This window comes from Pseudomonas sp. HMSC076A11 (genome assembly GCF_001810205.1).
Lineage (GTDB): Bacteria > Pseudomonadota > Gammaproteobacteria > Pseudomonadales > Pseudomonadaceae > Pseudomonas > Pseudomonas aeruginosa.
Map to the genome: position 1 here is coordinate 145,864 of NZ_KV800262.1, position 16,229 is coordinate 162,092.

The 16,229-nt window shown below is 66.8% G+C and carries 14 protein-coding genes; 10 read left to right on the forward strand and 4 right to left on the reverse strand.

All coding sequences use genetic code 11. The annotated features are described in order from the left end of the window. Positions 1–5: 5 nt before the first annotated feature. Positions 6–752 carry an RsiV family protein gene (locus tag HMPREF2716_RS02040; RefSeq protein WP_003102069.1) on the reverse strand — a complete coding sequence of 249 codons (747 nt, stop codon included), beginning with the start codon at positions 750–752 and terminating at the stop codon, positions 6–8. A 242-nt stretch (positions 753–994) separates the two neighbouring features. On the opposite strand from HMPREF2716_RS02040, the gene HMPREF2716_RS02045 reads away from it, so the two are divergent. The 9 genes from HMPREF2716_RS02045 (at position 995) to HMPREF2716_RS02085 (ending at position 10,495) form a co-directional block, all read left to right on the forward strand. After that, a complete protein-coding gene (locus HMPREF2716_RS02045) occupies positions 995–1,612 on the forward strand; it encodes an NUDIX domain-containing protein (RefSeq protein WP_003095694.1) in 618 nt (205 codons plus the stop codon). Then, positions 1,603–2,061, forward strand: coding sequence for a DUF1249 domain-containing protein (locus tag HMPREF2716_RS02050; RefSeq protein WP_003102067.1), 459 nt, complete (start codon positions 1,603–1,605; stop codon positions 2,059–2,061). Before HMPREF2716_RS02045 ends, HMPREF2716_RS02050 begins: the two co-directional genes overlap by 10 nt. A 153-nt stretch (positions 2,062–2,214) precedes the next feature. Then, on the forward strand, positions 2,215–3,033 hold the full coding sequence (gene cpdA / locus HMPREF2716_RS02055) for a 3',5'-cyclic-AMP phosphodiesterase (protein WP_014603361.1): 819 nt from the start codon (positions 2,215–2,217) through the stop codon (positions 3,031–3,033). Positions 3,034–3,164: 131 nt separating this feature from the next. Beyond that, a complete protein-coding gene (locus HMPREF2716_RS02060; protein WP_003102064.1) occupies positions 3,165–3,785 on the forward strand; it encodes a YqiA/YcfP family alpha/beta fold hydrolase in 621 nt (206 codons plus the stop codon). A gap of 11 nt (positions 3,786–3,796) precedes the next feature. Next, positions 3,797–5,686, forward strand: a complete 1,890-nt coding sequence (gene parE / locus HMPREF2716_RS02065) for a DNA topoisomerase IV subunit B (protein ID WP_070621788.1) — start codon at positions 3,797–3,799, stop codon at positions 5,684–5,686. Next, complete coding sequence (locus tag HMPREF2716_RS02070; protein ID WP_003095689.1) at positions 5,686–6,699, forward strand: esterase-like activity of phytase family protein; 1,014 nt, start codon at positions 5,686–5,688, stop codon at positions 6,697–6,699. The genes parE and HMPREF2716_RS02070 overlap by 1 nt, the downstream gene beginning before the upstream one ends. Next, entirely contained in the window at positions 6,696–7,220 is a 525-nt protein-coding gene (locus HMPREF2716_RS02075) for a retropepsin-like aspartic protease family protein (RefSeq protein WP_003116165.1), read from the forward strand. The genes HMPREF2716_RS02070 and HMPREF2716_RS02075 overlap by 4 nt, the downstream gene beginning before the upstream one ends. Positions 7,221–7,227: 7 nt before the next feature. Further along, the gene (gene parC / locus HMPREF2716_RS02080) at positions 7,228–9,492 is read left to right on the forward strand and encodes a DNA topoisomerase IV subunit A (protein WP_003123578.1); all 2,265 of its coding nucleotides are present in this window, start codon (positions 7,228–7,230) and stop codon (positions 9,490–9,492) included. Between the two features lie 292 nt (positions 9,493–9,784). Further along, entirely contained in the window at positions 9,785–10,495 is a 711-nt protein-coding gene (locus HMPREF2716_RS02085) for a PqiC family protein (protein ID WP_003102054.1), read from the forward strand. A gap of 57 nt (positions 10,496–10,552) precedes the next feature. Here HMPREF2716_RS02085 and HMPREF2716_RS02090 read toward each other — a convergent pair whose 3' ends face one another. Together HMPREF2716_RS02090 and HMPREF2716_RS02095 are read right to left on the reverse strand one after the other, a co-directional pair. After that, positions 10,553–11,089, reverse strand: a complete 537-nt coding sequence (locus tag HMPREF2716_RS02090; protein WP_003095684.1) for a metal-dependent hydrolase — start codon at positions 11,087–11,089, stop codon at positions 10,553–10,555. Then, positions 11,086–12,612 (reverse strand): YtjB family periplasmic protein, encoded by a 1,527-nt coding sequence (locus HMPREF2716_RS02095; RefSeq protein ID WP_014603359.1) that lies wholly within the window; start codon positions 12,610–12,612, stop codon positions 11,086–11,088. Before HMPREF2716_RS02095 ends, HMPREF2716_RS02090 begins: the two co-directional genes overlap by 4 nt. A gap of 220 nt (positions 12,613–12,832) precedes the next feature. Here HMPREF2716_RS02095 and serB point away from each other — a divergent pair, with 220 nt between their 5' ends. Further along, a complete protein-coding gene (gene serB / locus HMPREF2716_RS02100) occupies positions 12,833–14,047 on the forward strand; it encodes a phosphoserine phosphatase SerB (RefSeq protein ID WP_003095681.1) in 1,215 nt (404 codons plus the stop codon). A gap of 86 nt (positions 14,048–14,133) precedes the next feature. On the opposite strand, the gene fimX is transcribed toward serB, so the two are convergent. Next, positions 14,134–16,209, reverse strand: coding sequence for a cyclic di-GMP-binding protein FimX (fimX, locus tag HMPREF2716_RS02105; protein ID WP_003095680.1), 2,076 nt, complete (start codon positions 16,207–16,209; stop codon positions 14,134–14,136). Positions 16,210–16,229 lie beyond the last annotated feature (20 nt).

The following is a 16,229-nucleotide window of genomic DNA, read 5'->3' on the forward strand; positions in this document are numbered from 1 at the left end:
AAGCGTCAGCCGCGGCCGGGGAACAGGTTCGGCTTGACGATGCCGTTCAGGCGCGGATACGGGATCTTCAGTTCGGGGTGGGCATAGGAATACGGCGCGATGGAGTAGGCGTCGTACTTCAGCGTCACCGCGCCGAAGGTCAATGCCACGTGCGGGGTGCGCTGGAACGGCCAGGTCTTCTGGAAATCGGCGTCCTGGTCGAGCTTGTTGGCCAGCAGCCAGGCCTTGTGCGCCAGCTCGGCCTGTTTCCAGAAGGCTTCTTCCTGGCCGGGAACCAGCATGTCCTGCAGGCTCAGCACCTTGTGCTGCCTGCGGTCGTAGTTGATGAAGCCGCGACCGGGCATGCCGTGGGCGCCGCCGGTGAACAGGTAGCTGGAAAGCTCGATGATCACCAGACCGTCATGTTGTTCGCGCACCTTGGCTTGCAGGTAGCTGCTCCAGCCCGGCTCGGCGCTGTCCAGGAACTGCCGCTCGTAGGCCGCCAGCGATGCCGGCAGGGGTGTTTCGTTGTTTTCCCGGGTCATTTCCAGCAGGGCGCGCTCGACGATCGGGTCCAACTGCGGTTCGTCGGGGAACTTCAAGGTGTCGATGTTTACCAAGGGACACTGTTCGCCCTGACAGCCGGGCTTCAGGTGCTCGCTGGCGAGGCGCTCGGTGGGCAGCGGGTCGTCGAGGCCGGGCTTGAAGAGGCTCTGGCAGGCGCTCAGCAGAACGACCAGGCTGCCGAGGGCGGCGAATTTCAGAAGGCGCATGGGATTCCTTTTGCGACGGTGGATGGGCGGGCTCGAAGCGTCGACCAGTCCGTTTCGACCCTGGCGTCGCGCTTGAGTTCGGCCCGCGCAAACCCCAAGTATGGCCTAGCCGTGGCCGGGAAACACGCCCGTGCGGCGAGCGCCACGAAGTTTTCCCGAGCTGTCCTGAAAGTGGCTGCGCCCTGCGCCGGGCCGCGATAGGATGGCGCGAAACCCACATACCCGAGTGAAGTGAGTCGAGGATGTCCGAAACCTTCAAACCCGCCCCCGGTGACGTCGAGCTCGTGCAGCGCGAGGAATGCTTCCGCGGCTTCTATCGTCTCGATCGCCTGCGCCTGCGGCATCGCCAGTTCGACGGCAGCATGGGCCGGGAAATCAGTCGGGAACTGTTCGTCCGCCATGACGCGGTCTGCGTGCTGCCCTACGACCCGCAGCGCGATTGCGTGGTGCTCATCGAGCAATTCCGCGTCGGGGCGATGCAGAAGCTCGCCAACCCCTGGCTGCTGGAGCTGGTCGCCGGCCTGATCGACAAGGACGAGCAACCGGAGGAAGTGGCCCATCGCGAGGCGATGGAGGAGGCCGGGCTGACTCTTGGTGCGCTCTGGCCGATAACCCAGTACCTGCCGTCGCCGGGCGGCACCGACGAAGTGGTGCACCTGTTCGTCGGCCGTTGCGACAGCGAAGGCGTCGGCGGCGTGCATGGCTTGCCGGAGGAGGGCGAGGACATCCGCGTCCACGTCTGGCCGTTGGAAGATGCGCTGCAGGCCGTGCGCGACGGGCGGATCAACAACGCGGCGAGCATCATCGCCCTGCAGTGGCTGGCCCTGAACCGGGCCGAGGTGCGTGGGCTATGGGCCTGAACCTGCTGCGCGAGCGCTACCGGGTCGACCTGGCCAGCCTGCAGGCGACCTGCGAAGCGAACTACGCGCGACTCATGCGCCTGCTCCCGGACATGCGCGAGGCGCAGGCCTCGCGCCGGGTCGCGCTGAGCGAAGGGGAGCGGCTGCTCGGCGTACTTGCGCTGGAAGTGACCGAGGCCTGCCCCTACACCACCACCCTTCAGGTGCGCCAGGAACTGGGCCTGCCCTGGTTGCCGGCGCCGCGGCTGGAAGTGCGGGTCTACCACGATGCGCGGATGGCCGAGGTGATCGGCGCCGAACAGGCGCGGCGGCTGATGGCGATCTATCCCTACCCGAACCAGGCGATGCACCAGCCCGACGAGAAGAACCAGCTCAACCTGTTCCTCGGCGAGTGGCTCGCCCATTGCCTGGCCTGCGGCCACGAAATGGAGCCGGTGGCCCAGCGCTGAGCGGTTGCAGGCAAAAGGCCAGTTGAATGACATCAAGCCAAAAGTAGTCCTCGCAACTGTGATCTGTTCCGCTTTCCGGGTTTGCCGCCACTTTCGTCGGTCACCATAATCATCCCTTTCACCGCGGACGCCTCGCCTTCAGGAGACGGCCCCTTGTCACGCCATTCGAACACTCCCGCCACCGACGCCTCCGTACTGCTGGTGCAGCTCTCGGACAGCCACCTGTTCGCCGAGGATGGCGCGCGCCTGCTTGGCATGGATACCGCCCATAGCCTGGAGAAGGTGGTCGAGCGGGTCGCCCGGGAGCAGCCGCGGATCGACCTGATTCTCGCCACCGGCGACGTCTCCCAGGACGGCAGCCTCGATTCCTACACACGCTTCCGCAGGTTGAGCTCCCCCCTGGACGCGCCGTTGCGCTGGTTCGCCGGTAACCACGACGAACGCGAGCCGATGCAAAGGGCGACCGAGGGCAGCGACCTGCTGGAGCAGGTCGTCGACGTCGGCAACTGGCGCGTGGTGTTGCTCGACTCGAGCATTCCCGGCGCGGTGCCGGGCTATCTCGAGGAGGATCAGCTGGAGCTGCTGCGGCGCGCCATCGACAGCGCCGGCGAACGCTTCCTGCTGGTTTCCTTCCATCACCACCCGGTGCCGATCGGCAGCGACTGGATGGATCCCATCGGCCTGCGCAACCCGCAGGCGCTGTTCGACCTGCTGGCGCCCTATCCGCAGGTACGCTGCCTGCTGTGGGGGCACATTCACCAGGAGTTCGACCGCCAGCGCGGCCCGCTGCGCCTGCTGGCTTCGCCGTCCACCTGCGTACAGTTCGCCCCCGGCAGCAGCGACTTCACCCTCGACCGCCTGGCGCCGGGCTACCGCTGGTTGCGCCTGCACGACGACGGGCGCCTGGAAACGGGGATCTCGCGGGTCGACGACGTCGTCTTCGAAGTGGACTACGACACCGCCGGATACTGACATGCCCCCGGTCGCGGGATACCGCGGCCACGTGCGTCGTTGCCGATCGGCGCGCAGGCTGGAAGATGAAGCCTGGAAGCTGGTACCGTTCGGCTTTCCCTACCGAGTTGAAGCCCATTAGCCCGTTCCCGATGACCGCGACCAGCCCATCCCTGCTGTATATCCACGGCTTCAACAGTTCGCCCGAATCGCACAAGGCGCGTCAGCTGCAGGCGGCCTTCGGCCACTTGGGCCTGGCCGAAGGCCTGCGCGTCCCGGCCCTGCACCATCACCCACGGCAGGCTATCGCCCAGTTGGAGCGGGCCATCGCCGAGCTCGGGCGACCGGTGCTGGTCGGCAGCTCCCTGGGTGGCTACTATGCGACCCATTTGGCGGAGCGCCATGGCCTGGCGGCGATCCTGGTCAATCCGGCGGTCGCCCCGCATCGCTCCTTCGACGGCTACCTGGGCGCGCAGACCAACCACTACAGCGGCGAGACCTGGGAACTCACCGAGGACCACGTGGCGGCGCTGGCCGAACTGGAAGTCACGCACCTGCAACGTCCCGAACGCTACCAGGTATGGCTGCAGACCGCCGACGAAACCCTCGATTATCGCGTCGCGCAGGCCTTCTACCGAGCCTGCGCGCTACGTATCCAGGCCGGCGGCGACCACGGTTTCCAGGGCTTCGCCCGGCACCTGCCGGCGCTGCTGGCGTTCGCCGGCTACCCGTCGGCGCTGTGGCGCGACACCGACTTTTCGACTTTTGACTGAATAGAGACCCCATGGCTACTTACAACGCAGACGCCATCGAAGTCCTTTCCGGCCTCGACCCGGTGCGCAAGCGCCCGGGGATGTACACCGACACCACCCGCCCCAACCACCTGGCCCAGGAAGTCATCGACAACAGCGTCGACGAAGCCCTGGCCGGCCACGCGAAGAGCGTGCAGGTGATCCTGCACCAGGACAACTCGCTGGAAGTCATAGACGATGGCCGCGGCATGCCGGTGGACATCCACCCGGAAGAGGGCGTGCCGGGCGTCGAGCTGATCCTTACCAAGCTGCATGCCGGCGGCAAGTTCTCGAACAAGAACTACCAGTTCTCCGGCGGCTTGCACGGGGTCGGCATCTCGGTGGTGAACGCGCTCTCGACCCGGGTCGAGGTACGCGTCAAGCGCGACGCCAACGAGTACCGGATGACCTTCGCCGACGGCTTCAAGGACAGCGATCTGGAAGTCATCGGCACGGTCGGCAAGCGCAATACCGGTACCAGCGTGCATTTCTGGCCGGATCCGAAGTATTTCGATTCGGCGAAGTTCTCGGTCAGCCGCCTCAAGCATGTGCTCAAGGCCAAGGCGGTGCTGTGCCCGGGCCTGAGCGTGGTGTTCGAGGACAAGAACACCGGCGAGCGCGTCGAGTGGCACTTCGAGGACGGCCTGCGCTCCTACCTGACCGACGCGGTCGCCGAGCTGCCGCGCCTGCCCGATGAACCCTTCTGCGGCAACCTCGAAGGTTCCAAGGAAGCGGTGAGCTGGGCCCTGCTGTGGCTGCCCGAGGGCGGTGAGTCGGTGCAGGAAAGCTACGTCAACCTGATTCCCACGGCCCAGGGCGGCACCCATGTGAACGGCCTGCGCCAGGGCCTGCTCGACGCCATGCGCGAATTCTGCGAGTTCCGCAACCTGTTGCCGCGCGGCGTCAAGCTGGCGCCCGAGGACGTCTGGGAACGGATCGCCTTCGTCCTCTCGATGAAGATGCAGGAACCGCAGTTCTCCGGGCAGACCAAGGAGCGCCTGTCGTCCCGCGAGGCGGCGGCGTTCGTCTCGGGCGTGGTGAAGGACGCCTTCAGCCTGTGGCTCAACGAGCACGCCGAAATCGGCCTGCAACTGGCGGAACTGGCGATCAGCAACGCCGGGCGTCGCCTCAAGGCGGGCAAGAAGGTCGAGCGCAAGAAGATCACCCAGGGGCCGGCGCTGCCCGGCAAACTGGCCGACTGCGCCGGACAGGAACCGATGCGCGCGGAACTGTTCCTGGTCGAGGGCAACTCCGCCGGCGGCTCGGCGAAGCAGGCGCGGGACAAGGAATTCCAGGCGATCATGCCGCTGCGCGGAAAGATCCTGAACACCTGGGAAGTGGACGGCGGCGAGGTGCTCGCCAGCCAGGAGGTCCACGACATCGCGGTAGCCATCGGCGTCGATCCGGGCGCCAGCGACCTGGCCCAGCTGCGCTACGGCAAGATCTGTATCCTCGCGGATGCCGACTCCGACGGCCTGCACATCGCCACGCTGCTCTGCGCGCTGTTCGTCCGTCATTTCCGCCCGCTGGTGGAAGCCGGCCACGTCTACGTGGCGATGCCGCCGCTGTACCGCATCGACCTCGGCAAGGAAATCTACTACGCCCTCGACGAAGCCGAGCGCGACGGCATCCTCGAGCGCCTGGCCGCCGAGAAGAAGCGCGGCAAGCCGCAGGTCACCCGCTTCAAGGGCCTTGGCGAAATGAATCCGCTGCAACTGCGCGAGACCACCATGGATCCGAATACCCGGCGGCTGGTCCAGCTCACCCTGGAGGACGCCACCGGTACCCTGGAGATCATGGACATGCTGCTGGCCAAGAAGCGCGCCGGTGACCGCAAGTCCTGGCTGGAAAGCAAGGGCAACCTGGCCGAGGTGCTGGTCTGATGCGCCGCCTGCTGGCCATCCTCGGCCTGTTCGGGGGCCTGGTCCAGGCGGCCGAGGCGCCGCCAGAGCCACCGGTTCCGGCAGCCTTGAGCTTCATCTCCGAACATGCGGTGGAGGGCATGCGCGGCGGCAACCTCTCCGGGCTGGCCTGGTGTGGCGGCGCGCTGTGGACGGTTTCCGACCGCGACGACGACCGCCTGTATCGCCTGCAACCCTCGGCCGAAGGCTCCGACCAGCCCTGGCAGGCCGAGGCCGAGAGTTTCATCGCTCCGACCCCGCCGGACAGCGGGTTGCCCTGGGGCATGAGCACGCGGGTCTGGCTCAGTGGCCTGGTGCGCGGCGGCAACCTCGACTTCGAAGGCATCGCCTGCGATGCCGCCGGCAATCGCTACCTGGTCAGCGAGGCGCACGCGGCGGTCCTGCAACTGCCGGTGAGCGGCGCGCCGAACTGGCTGCGCCTGCCGCCCGGCCTGCTGCCGCAAGCGCGGGCCAGCGGCATGCTGATGAATTTCAACGCGCTCTTCGAAGGGATCGCCGTCGACCCCGAGGGCAAGCGCCTCTGGCTGGCTGCCGAGCGCGAGCGCCGCGGCCTGCTGGTGGCCCACCGCGACAACAGTGCCTGGCGCTGCGAGGGCAGCTGCGTACTGCTCGCCGAGGGCGGCAAGATCGAGCCGCCGCCGGAACTGGGCAGCGCGCGCAAGCTGCCGAAGGATTTCTCCGACCTCGCCTTCTACCGCGGCAAGCTGTTCACCCTGGAGCGCCTGGCGCATCAGATCTGCCGCCGCGACCTGGCCCAGGCCAAGGTCGAGCGCTGCTGGTCGTTCGCCTCGGCGGTCCTGGCGCCGGAGCGTCGCTACGAGCTGCCTTATGGCGTCGCGGAAGCCCTGTCGCTGGACGACAAGGGCGCCTGGCTGGGCATCGACAATGGCGACCATGCGCGCGCCGATGGCGATGTGCGGCCCTTCGTCCTGCGCTTCGCCGCGCCCGCCGGCGGCTGGTTGGGGGACAAGTGACGCAACAGGCGCCCGGTCAGCGGCTGGGACGGATCATGCTGGTGCTGGCCTGGGTCGCCGGGCTGGCGCTGGCGACGCGCTATTTCGGCGTCTGGGAAGATCGACAGCGCAACCCGAACCAGGCGCCGCAATCGATCCATGGCGACGGCTACGTCGAGTTGCGCCTGGCCAGCAGCCGGCAGGGCCATTACCTGCTGAACGGGCAGATCAACGGCCAGGGCGTGACCTTCCTGCTCGATACCGGGGCGACCCAGGTGGCGGTGCCGGAAGCCCTGGCGGCAAGACTCGCGCTGGAGCGCGGCGCGCCGATCACCCTGAGCACGGCCAACGGCCGCGCCACGGGCTGGCGCACGCGGCTGGACCAGCTGCAACTCGGCGATATCCGCCTGTCCGGGGTCGCGGCGCTGATTGCGCCGGGCATGGACGGCGATGAGGTGCTACTCGGCATGAGCGCCCTGAAACAACTCGAATTCACCCAGCGCGACGGCACCCTGGTGCTGCGCCAAAACACTTCTCCGTGAGGTACGCATGAGCGAATCCCTCGATCTGAGCCTGGAAGGGGTCGAACGCCGGTCGTTGGCCGAGTTCACCGAGCAGGCCTATCTGAACTATTCCATGTACGTGATCATGGACCGCGCCCTGCCGCATATCGGCGACGGCCTGAAACCGGTGCAGCGACGCATCGTCTACGCCATGAGCGAACTGGGGCTGGATGCCGATTCCAAGCACAAGAAGTCGGCGCGCACCGTCGGCGACGTGCTCGGCAAGTTCCACCCGCACGGCGACTCGGCCTGCTACGAGGCCATGGTGCTGATGGCGCAGCCGTTCTCCTATCGCTATCCGCTGGTGGACGGCCAGGGCAACTGGGGGGCGCCGGACGATCCCAAGTCCTTCGCCGCCATGCGTTATACCGAGGCGCGCCTGTCGCGCTATTCCGAGGTGCTGCTCAGCGAACTGGGCCAGGGTACCGTGGACTGGGTACCGAACTTCGACGGCACCCTCGACGAGCCGGCCGTGCTGCCGGCCCGCCTGCCCAACCTGCTGCTCAACGGCACCACCGGCATCGCGGTGGGCATGGCCACCGACGTGCCGCCGCACAACCTGCGGGAAGTCGCGTCGGCCTGCGTGCGCCTGCTCGACCAGCCGGGCGCGACGGTCGCCGAATTGTGCGAACACGTGCCGGGCCCGGACTTCCCCACCGAAGCCGAGATCATCACCCCGCGCGCCGACCTGCAGAAGGTCTACGAGACCGGCCGCGGTTCGGTGCGGATGCGCGCGGTGTACCGCGTCGAGGACGGCGACATCGTCATCCACGCCCTGCCGCACCAGGTGTCCGGTTCCAAGGTGCTGGAACAGATCGCCGGGCAGATGCAGGCCAAGAAGCTGCCGATGGTGGCCGACCTGCGCGACGAGTCGGACCACGAGAACCCGACCCGCATCGTCATCATCCCGCGTTCGAACCGGGTCGATGTCGAAGAGCTGATGACCCATCTGTTCGCCACCACCGACCTGGAGACCAGCTACCGGGTCAACCTGAACATCATCGGCCTCGACGGCAAGCCGCAGGTCAAGGACCTGCGCCAGTTGCTCTCGGAGTGGCTGCAGTTCCGCATCGGCACCGTGCGTCGACGCCTGCAGTTCCGCCTGGACAAGGTCGAGCGCCGCCTGCATCTGCTGGATGGCTTGCTGATCGCCTTCCTCAACCTCGACGAGGTGATCCACATCATCCGCACCGAGGATCAGCCCAAGGCGGTGCTGATGGAGCGCTTCGAACTCAGCGAGGTGCAGGCCGACTACATCCTCGACACCCGCCTGCGCCAGTTGGCACGCCTGGAAGAGATGAAAATCCGCGGCGAGCAGGAAGAGTTGCTGAAGGAGCAGAAGCGCCTGCAGACCCTGCTCGGCAGCGAGGCCAAGCTGAAGAAGCTGGTGCGCGAGGAGCTGATCAAGGACGCCGAGACCTACGGCGACGACCGCCGTTCGCCGATCGTCGCCCGCGCCGAGGCCCGCGCGCTGTCGGAAACCGAGCTGATGCCCACCGAACCGGTGACCGTGGTGCTCTCGGAAAAAGGCTGGGTGCGTTGCGCCAAGGGCCACGACATCGACGCCGCCGGCCTCTCCTACAAGGCCGGCGACGGCTTCAAGGCCGCCGCGCCGGGACGCTCGAACCAGTATGCGGTATTCATCGACTCCACCGGGCGCAGCTACTCGCTGCCGGCCCACAGCCTGCCGTCCGCGCGGGGCCAGGGCGAGCCGCTCAGCGGCCGGCTGACGCCGCCGCCGGGGGCCAGCTTCGAATGCGTGCTGCTGCCGGACGACGATGCGCTGTTCGTGATCGCTTCCGACGCCGGCTATGGTTTCGTGGTCAAGGGCGAGGACCTGCAGGCCAAGAACAAGGCCGGCAAGGCCCTGCTCAGCCTGCCCAACGGCTCCGCCGTGGTGGCGCCGCGCCCGGTGCGCGATTTGGAGCAGGATTGGCTGGCGGCCGTGACGACCGAGGGCCGTCTGCTATTGTTCAAGGTCTCCGACCTGCCGCAGCTCGGCAAGGGCAAGGGCAACAAGATCATCGGCATCCCCGGCGAACGCGTGGCCAGCCGCGAGGAATACCTCACCGACCTGGCTGTTCTGCCAGCCGGGGCGACGTTGGTCCTGCAGGCCGGAAAGCGTACCCTGTCGCTCAAGGGCGACGATCTGGAACACTACAAGGGGGAGCGGGGCCGGCGAGGCAACAAGCTGCCGCGCGGTTTCCAGCGCGTCGACAGCCTGCTGGTGGATATTCCGCCACAGGATTGAAATGAGCCGTTACCGGTCTCCGATCTCTCGCATATCCGCAAGGGAATGGCGAAAGCGGCCTCTTCCGAGGCCGGCTTTCCGGGGGAATGTCGTCTCCCTGGCGGGTTCCGCCGGGTTTTCCCCTGACGCAGGTGGTCCGAAACCGGTTTCGGAATACGCTCTGCCTCTGGAGCTATGGCGCTGGTTAGGGGATGATACGCCCCTTCGGCCGCCGTTTCCGATGGCGGGTGGCCAGTAGAATTCAAGTCTTGCATCAGTAGTGCCGATCTTCGGCGAAATACGGTGGTTCTCGATGAGCGCGTGGCGCGTCTTCGCATGTCTTTCCCTCGTCAGCCTGCTCGGGCTGACGGGTTGTGCGGTCCATCCGCCGGCCCAGCTCTACCAGTTGGACGTCGGTGCCGCTGCGGTACCGAAAAAGGACGGCGGTGCGGCCGTCCTGCTCGGGCCGGTACAACTGGCCGACTATCTCAAGCGCGATGTGATGGTGCAGCGGCAGGCCGATGGTATTCTCAGTCTGTCCACCGAAGCGCGCTGGGCCGGCAACCTGGAGACCAATGTCAGCCAGCAACTGCTGCGGCAGATGTCCAGCGAGCTGGGCAGCAGCCGCCTGGCGCTGTTCCCGGAAAAACCCGGTTTCACCCCCCAGGTCCAGGTGATGCTGACCATCAGTCGCCTCGACTCCGGCCCCAAGCAGCCGGCAGTGATCGAGGCGCGCTGGCGCCTGTTGGACCAGAAGGGCGACCTGAAGGACAGCCGGGTGTTCCACGAGGAAGAACAGCATCAGGGCAGCATCGGCGACCAGATCCGTGCCCAGAGCGACCTGCTCAAGCGCCTGGCGGCGCAGTTGGCCAAGGACGTCAAGCCGATCGCCGTGGCGGCCGAGGCGCCGCCGCCGGCGACCGCGCGCAAGCCGGTGGCCAAGCCGAAGGTCAAGGAAGAGGAAGGTCCGAAAATGCCACTGGTGGTGCCGATTCGCACCGACGCCGAGGTCTATCGGTTCTGATTGTCGATAGCCGACTAGGAGAAAGCCCCGCCGAAGCGGGGCTTTTTCGTTTCGGCGTCAGCGTGAGCGGCGCAACAGGAAGCGCAGGGCCATGCCGGCGAGCGCCAGCAGCAGGCAGGGCAGCCAGACCCAGCGCGCCTCCGATTGCAGCACCAGCAATCCGCGTTCGCTGAGGAAGCGCGACAGACCGATCGGCGACACGGCGATCGGATGGAACGGCATGAAGTAGCGGGCGTCGCTCCAGGGCCAGAACCAGGCGACGCCCAGCCCGCCATTGGTCATCGCGTCCAGCAGGCTGTGCGAGGCGGTGGCCAGCGCTACCCACAGCCCGGCTTTCAGCGGTCCGCTATGCAGCGGCCGGCAGGCGAGGGCGGCGAGCGCGCCGAGGATCGCGGCGAACAATAGCGAATGGCTGAAGCCGCGATGGCCGAAGGCATCGTGATAGGCGATGCCGAGCTTGAAGGCGACTACGTCGAAGTCCGGCAGGCAGGCGGCGAGCATGCCTGCCAGCAGCAGGCGTGGCGGGATCACCCGGCTGCCAAGGGCCAGTCCCACCGCCAGGACCGGCAGCGGGTGGGTGATCAGGGTGGTCACGGGCGGGCGCGGTCGTGCATGCGCGCCAGTTGGCGCTCGAGCATCGACGGATACGGCTCCAGCAGACGCTCGACGCAGCAGGCTCCTTCCGGACTGGCGATGGCGCGGATACGGGCGCGCTCGCGGACCACCGCGTCGTCGGCGATGCTGCGTTCGACCAGCAGCAGGTTGCGGCTGTGCTGGTTGAGGGCGAGGGCGTTCTGCACGGTTTCGTTGAGCAGCAGGTCGGCCTGGGTCTGTTCGCTGAGGTCTTCGCCGAGGCTCAGGCCCAGTTGCAGTTGCAAGGTGATGCCGCTGTCGGCGACCTCGATCTGCAGGGCATGGCCGAGCGCACGCATCAGTTCACCGCAGCAGAGCGCGTTGGTCAGGTAGTCGGCGCGGTTGTCGCGGCTGTGGAAGAGAATCAGGCTGCCGCCGTCGCTGAGCGTGTGCAGGCTGCCCTTGTACTGGCGGGCGGCCTGTTCCAGGCAGTCGCGATAGCGTTGCAGGAGATCCACCAGGCGGCTGCGCGGCAACCGGCGCAACTGTTCCTGGGCGCCGAGCTGGATCGCCAGCACCGCACTGTGTTGCGGTTCGCGCGCAGCGGGCTGTTCCCCGGCTTCGGCTCCGTTCTCGTCGAAGGCGTCCTGGTCCAGCGGGTCTTCGTCGATGGAGGTGAATTCCACCGGCTTGGTCTCGTCCAGCAGGGCGTCGCCCAGCGGAATGTCGTCTTCCTCGAAGGCCGAGGCCTCGACCTTGCGGCTGCGCAGGTCGGCTTCGTCGTCTTCCAGCAGGATGTCGTCGAAGTTCTGCGGCAGCGGTGCTTCTTCCGGCTCCGGCGCCGGCGGCTTCTCCGGCACCAGGCGCTCTTCCAGGTCGCGCGCCAGGTCGCCCAGCTCGTTCTGCAGTTCGGCGCCGGGGGCCGGATTGTCCGGATCGCGCAACCAGACACGCAATTGCAACAAGGGTGTGGAAATCTGCCGCCCCAGGCGCAGGCTGAAATACAGGGCGAGGATCAGCAGGATCAGGCTGATCAGGCCCATGCTCTGCAGGCTGATCATCATCGGCTGCTGGAACTGCTGCATGTCCAGGCTGATGCGCAGGTGCCCGGCGATCACTTCCTGGAAGGTGATCGGCGTCGAGTACAGGCCTTCGGTGGCACCGAGCAGGCTCTGCTTCGGACGGCTGCCGGCCTCGGCGAGGATGCGCTGGTCGACGCTGTAGATCGCCGCATGGGCCACCAGCGGGTTCTTCACCAGGTTGTTCAGCAGCACGTTGAGGCTGAGGATGTCGTTGGACACCAGCAGCTCGGTGGCGGACGCGGCGGTCTGGGTGATCAGGCTCTGGCCCAGGGCATCGGCCTGCTGTTGCATGGCCTGGCGAAACTGCATGCCCATGACCCAGGCGTAGATCAGCAGGGCCAGGGCCACCAGGATCAGGCTATGGCTGGCGAGCCGCAGGGCGATCGGGACGCGGCGCTGGCGCAAGGCACGAAACAGCAGGAGGAAGAAATTGTCGGGCTTGACGGACGTGGGCCGGGTCACAGGGGGCTCGGTCTTCTGAAATAGAGGTATCGCGCAGTATAACCAGCGCCCCCCGAGGGGCAAAGGGCCGTTGACGCGCTTTCCAGGCCGCCGCGCGGCGGTTTCGCGGGTTTTCCCGGTCGGTTCCGACCGGTGGTGATGGCAAATGCCCGGCTCTGCGTCTCTCGGGTGTGCGGGAAAGCGGGTAGAATGGCGTCTTTTACCTGGCGGAGCTTACGCCTTGCGCGAAATTGTCCTGATCAACATCACCGGGGAAGACCGCCCCGGTCTCACCGCTGCCATCACCGGCGTACTGGCCCAGGGCGGGGTGAACATCCTCGACATCGGCCAGGCGGTGATCCACGACACCCTGTCGTTCGGCATCCTGGTGGAAATCCCGGATACCGAGGCCGGTTCCTCGGTCCTCAAGGACGTGCTGTTCACCGCCTACAAGCTGGACCAGCAGGTGCGCTTCACCCCGGTCTCGGAAGAGGACTACCGGCAATGGGTCGACGGCCAGGGCAAGGCGCGGCACATCGTGACCCTGCTCACCCGCCGGGTGACTGCCGAGCAACTGCAGAGGGTCAGCTCGATCACCGCCAAGTACGCGCTGAACATCGACCACATCGACCGTCTCTCCGGGCGTATGCCGCTGGACATGCCCGCCGACCAGGGCAAGGGCTGCATCGAGTTCTCGGTACGCGGCGAACCGGCCGATCCGGCGGCGCTGCGTGCGGAATTCCTCAGCGTCGCCCAGGAATTGAACGTCGACATCGCTTTCCAGCAGGACAGCGTGTTCCGCCGCAACCGCCGGCTGGCGGTGTTCGACATGGATTCGACGCTGATCGAGGCGGAAGTCATCGACGAACTGGCCAAGGCCGCCGGCGTCGGCGAGAAGGTCGCCGCGATCACCGAGCGGGCGATGCGCGGTGAACTGGACTTCCGCGCCAGCTTCAAGGAGCGCCTGGCGCTGCTGCAGGGGCTGTCGGAAGACGTGCTGGAGGAGATCGGCGCCTCGCTGCGTCTGACCGAGGGTGCGGAAACCCTGTTCGCCGAACTCAAGCGCCTGGGTTACAAGACCGCCATCCTGTCCGGCGGCTTCACCTATTTCGCCCGTCAATTGCAGGCGAAGCTGGGGATCGACTACGTGTTCGCCAACGAGTTGCAGATCGTCGACGGCAAGGTCACCGGGGTGGCGGTCGAGCCGATCGTCGATGCCCAGCGCAAGGCCGACCTGCTGCGCGAACTGGCGGCGAAGGAAGGCCTGAGCCTGGAGCAGACCATCGCCGTCGGCGACGGCGCCAACGACCTGCCGATGCTCGGCCTGGCCGGCCTGGGCGTGGCGTTCCGCGCCAAGCCGCTGGTCAAGCAGTCGGCCAAGCAGGCGATCTCGACCCTGGGCCTGGACGGCATCCTCTACCTGCTCGGCTACCGCGACCGCGAAGGACGAGCCTGAGGCCGGCGGGCGTCTCTTGCCGGCCCGGCAGCCACGAACCAGGTCGGTAGAGCGGAAAAGCAACGGGCGCCCAGGGCGCCCGTTCTTCATTCGTCTCCCGAGGAGAAGTCGTAGTCCATCGCCTGGCTCGGCCCCTGCAGGTAGTAGCCCTGGATGTAGGTGGCGCCGGCTTGCCACAGGGTGGCGAGGACGCTGGCGCTCTCGACGAAGGGGACGATGCTGAGCTTCTGCTGTTCGTGCAGTTCGGCGATCAGGCCCTTGAGGATCTCCTGGTTTTCCACCTGGTTGAGGTCCTGGACGAAGGAACCATCGATCTTGATGAATTGCACGGTCAGGTGCTTCAGCGCGTTGAACGGGTTCAGCGAGCAGCCGAACTGGCTGATCGCCGCCTGGCAATGCAGGGTGGCCAGGCCCTGGGTCAGTTGCTTGGCCTGCTTCAGATAGCTGGTGGCGTCGGCTTCGCTGATCTGGAACACCAGCGACTCCGGCGGCAGGCGCGCGGCCTTCAGCGCCACCCCGAGCCAGGGCAGCAGGCCGGGGTCTTGCAGGCTCGCGCTGGACAGGTGGACGAACAGCTTGGTCTGGTGCCCCTTGGCGCGATGCTCGGCGAGCAGCTTGATCGAATTGAGGATCACCCAGCGGTCGATCTTCTCCGCCAGCCCGGCTTCCTTGGCGGCATGCAGGAACTCCGCCGGCGGCACTTCCTGGCCCTGCGGATTGAGCAGGCGCAGGAGCACCTCGTAGTTCTCGTGGCTGTCGCCGCGCAGGCTGATGACTGGCTGGAACAGCAGGCGGAAGCTGTTGGTCTCCAGCGCCTGCTGGAGGATCGCGATGACGTCGCCGCGCTGGGCGGCGGCGGCAAGCTCTTCCGCCGGGTTGTACTGCTTGATCTGCGACCCGCCCTTGCGTGCCGCGTCATCGGCGCAGCGATGCGCACGGTTCATCACGTCCTGGGCCTTGGCGGTCTTCTCGTCGAGACCGGCGACGCCGATGCTGAGGGTGGCCTGGGCGCTGCGGCCGTTCAGCTCGAAAAGGTGGTTCTCGACTTTCTTCAGCAGTCGTTGCAGCGCCGCTTGCGCCTGCTCGGGAGTCTTGCCCTTGAACAGGGCGGCGAAGATCGAATCGCCGAAACGCGCCAGGTCGGCTTCCTCGCCGAACTGTTCACGCATCAGTCCGGCCAACTGGCCGAGCAGCAGGTCGATCCCGGAAAGCCCGTGGTCGGCCTGGAGCGAGGGGTAGCCGTTGAGATGGATATAGGCCAGGGTCGACGGCTTGCGGGCGGTCACCGCCTGCTGCACGGCGGCATCCATCAGGTCGAGGAAGTGGCTGCGGTTGTAGAGACCGGTGACCGGGTCCTGGCTGCTGACTTCGCGGAGCTTTTCTTCCAGCTCGGCGTTGTCGACCTCGCCGCGGATCACCACCTGGATGCAGGGTTCGCCGTCGTACGTGGCGGCGGAGAGGCTGATGCGCGCCTTGAATTCCTGGCCGTCGAGCTTGACCCCGGTGCAAACCAGTTCGGTCTGGCGCTGGTCGTTCTGGTAGCCCTTGAGGAAATCCTTGAAGGCGCCCTGGTCGCAGGAGGCGATCAGGTCGATGACCGGCAGGCCTTCCAGTTCCTCGGCGTCCTCGTAGCCGAACAGCGCCATGTAGGAGCGGTTGGCGTAGATGTGCATGCCGTCGTGGACGTAGGTGATGGCGTCGACCGAGCTGTCGAGCAGCAACTGGCAGCGTTTTTCCGCCTCGCGCAGGGCGAGTTCGGCGGCGCGGCGCGCGCGGCGTTCGGCGAGGCCGGCCAGCTCGCGGTTGGCGACCAGCACCAGGCGCTCGTCCTCGCCTTGCGGCAGGGCGTCCTGGGCGCCGAGCATCAAGGCGTCGGTGATGGCGTCGGAGCTGTTGTCGGCCACCAGCTGGATGAACGGGATGTCGCGCGACTGGCGGCGCAAGGTGGCGAGCGCCTCGCCGGGCTCGAGACACTCGCTGGTCGGCGCGGCGATCAGCAGGTCCCAGCTTTGCTGGAGGGTTTCGGCGAGGTCCTCGGGAGAGGTCAGTCGATGTACGCGGGTCGCGTGGCCGGCATTGCGGAACAGACTGACCAGGCGTTCGGCTTCGTTCTGCGAGTCTTCCAGAATCAGCAGGCGGATGGTTTTCTTTTCGATGGCCATGGAAAGGGCTCAGTCCGCGT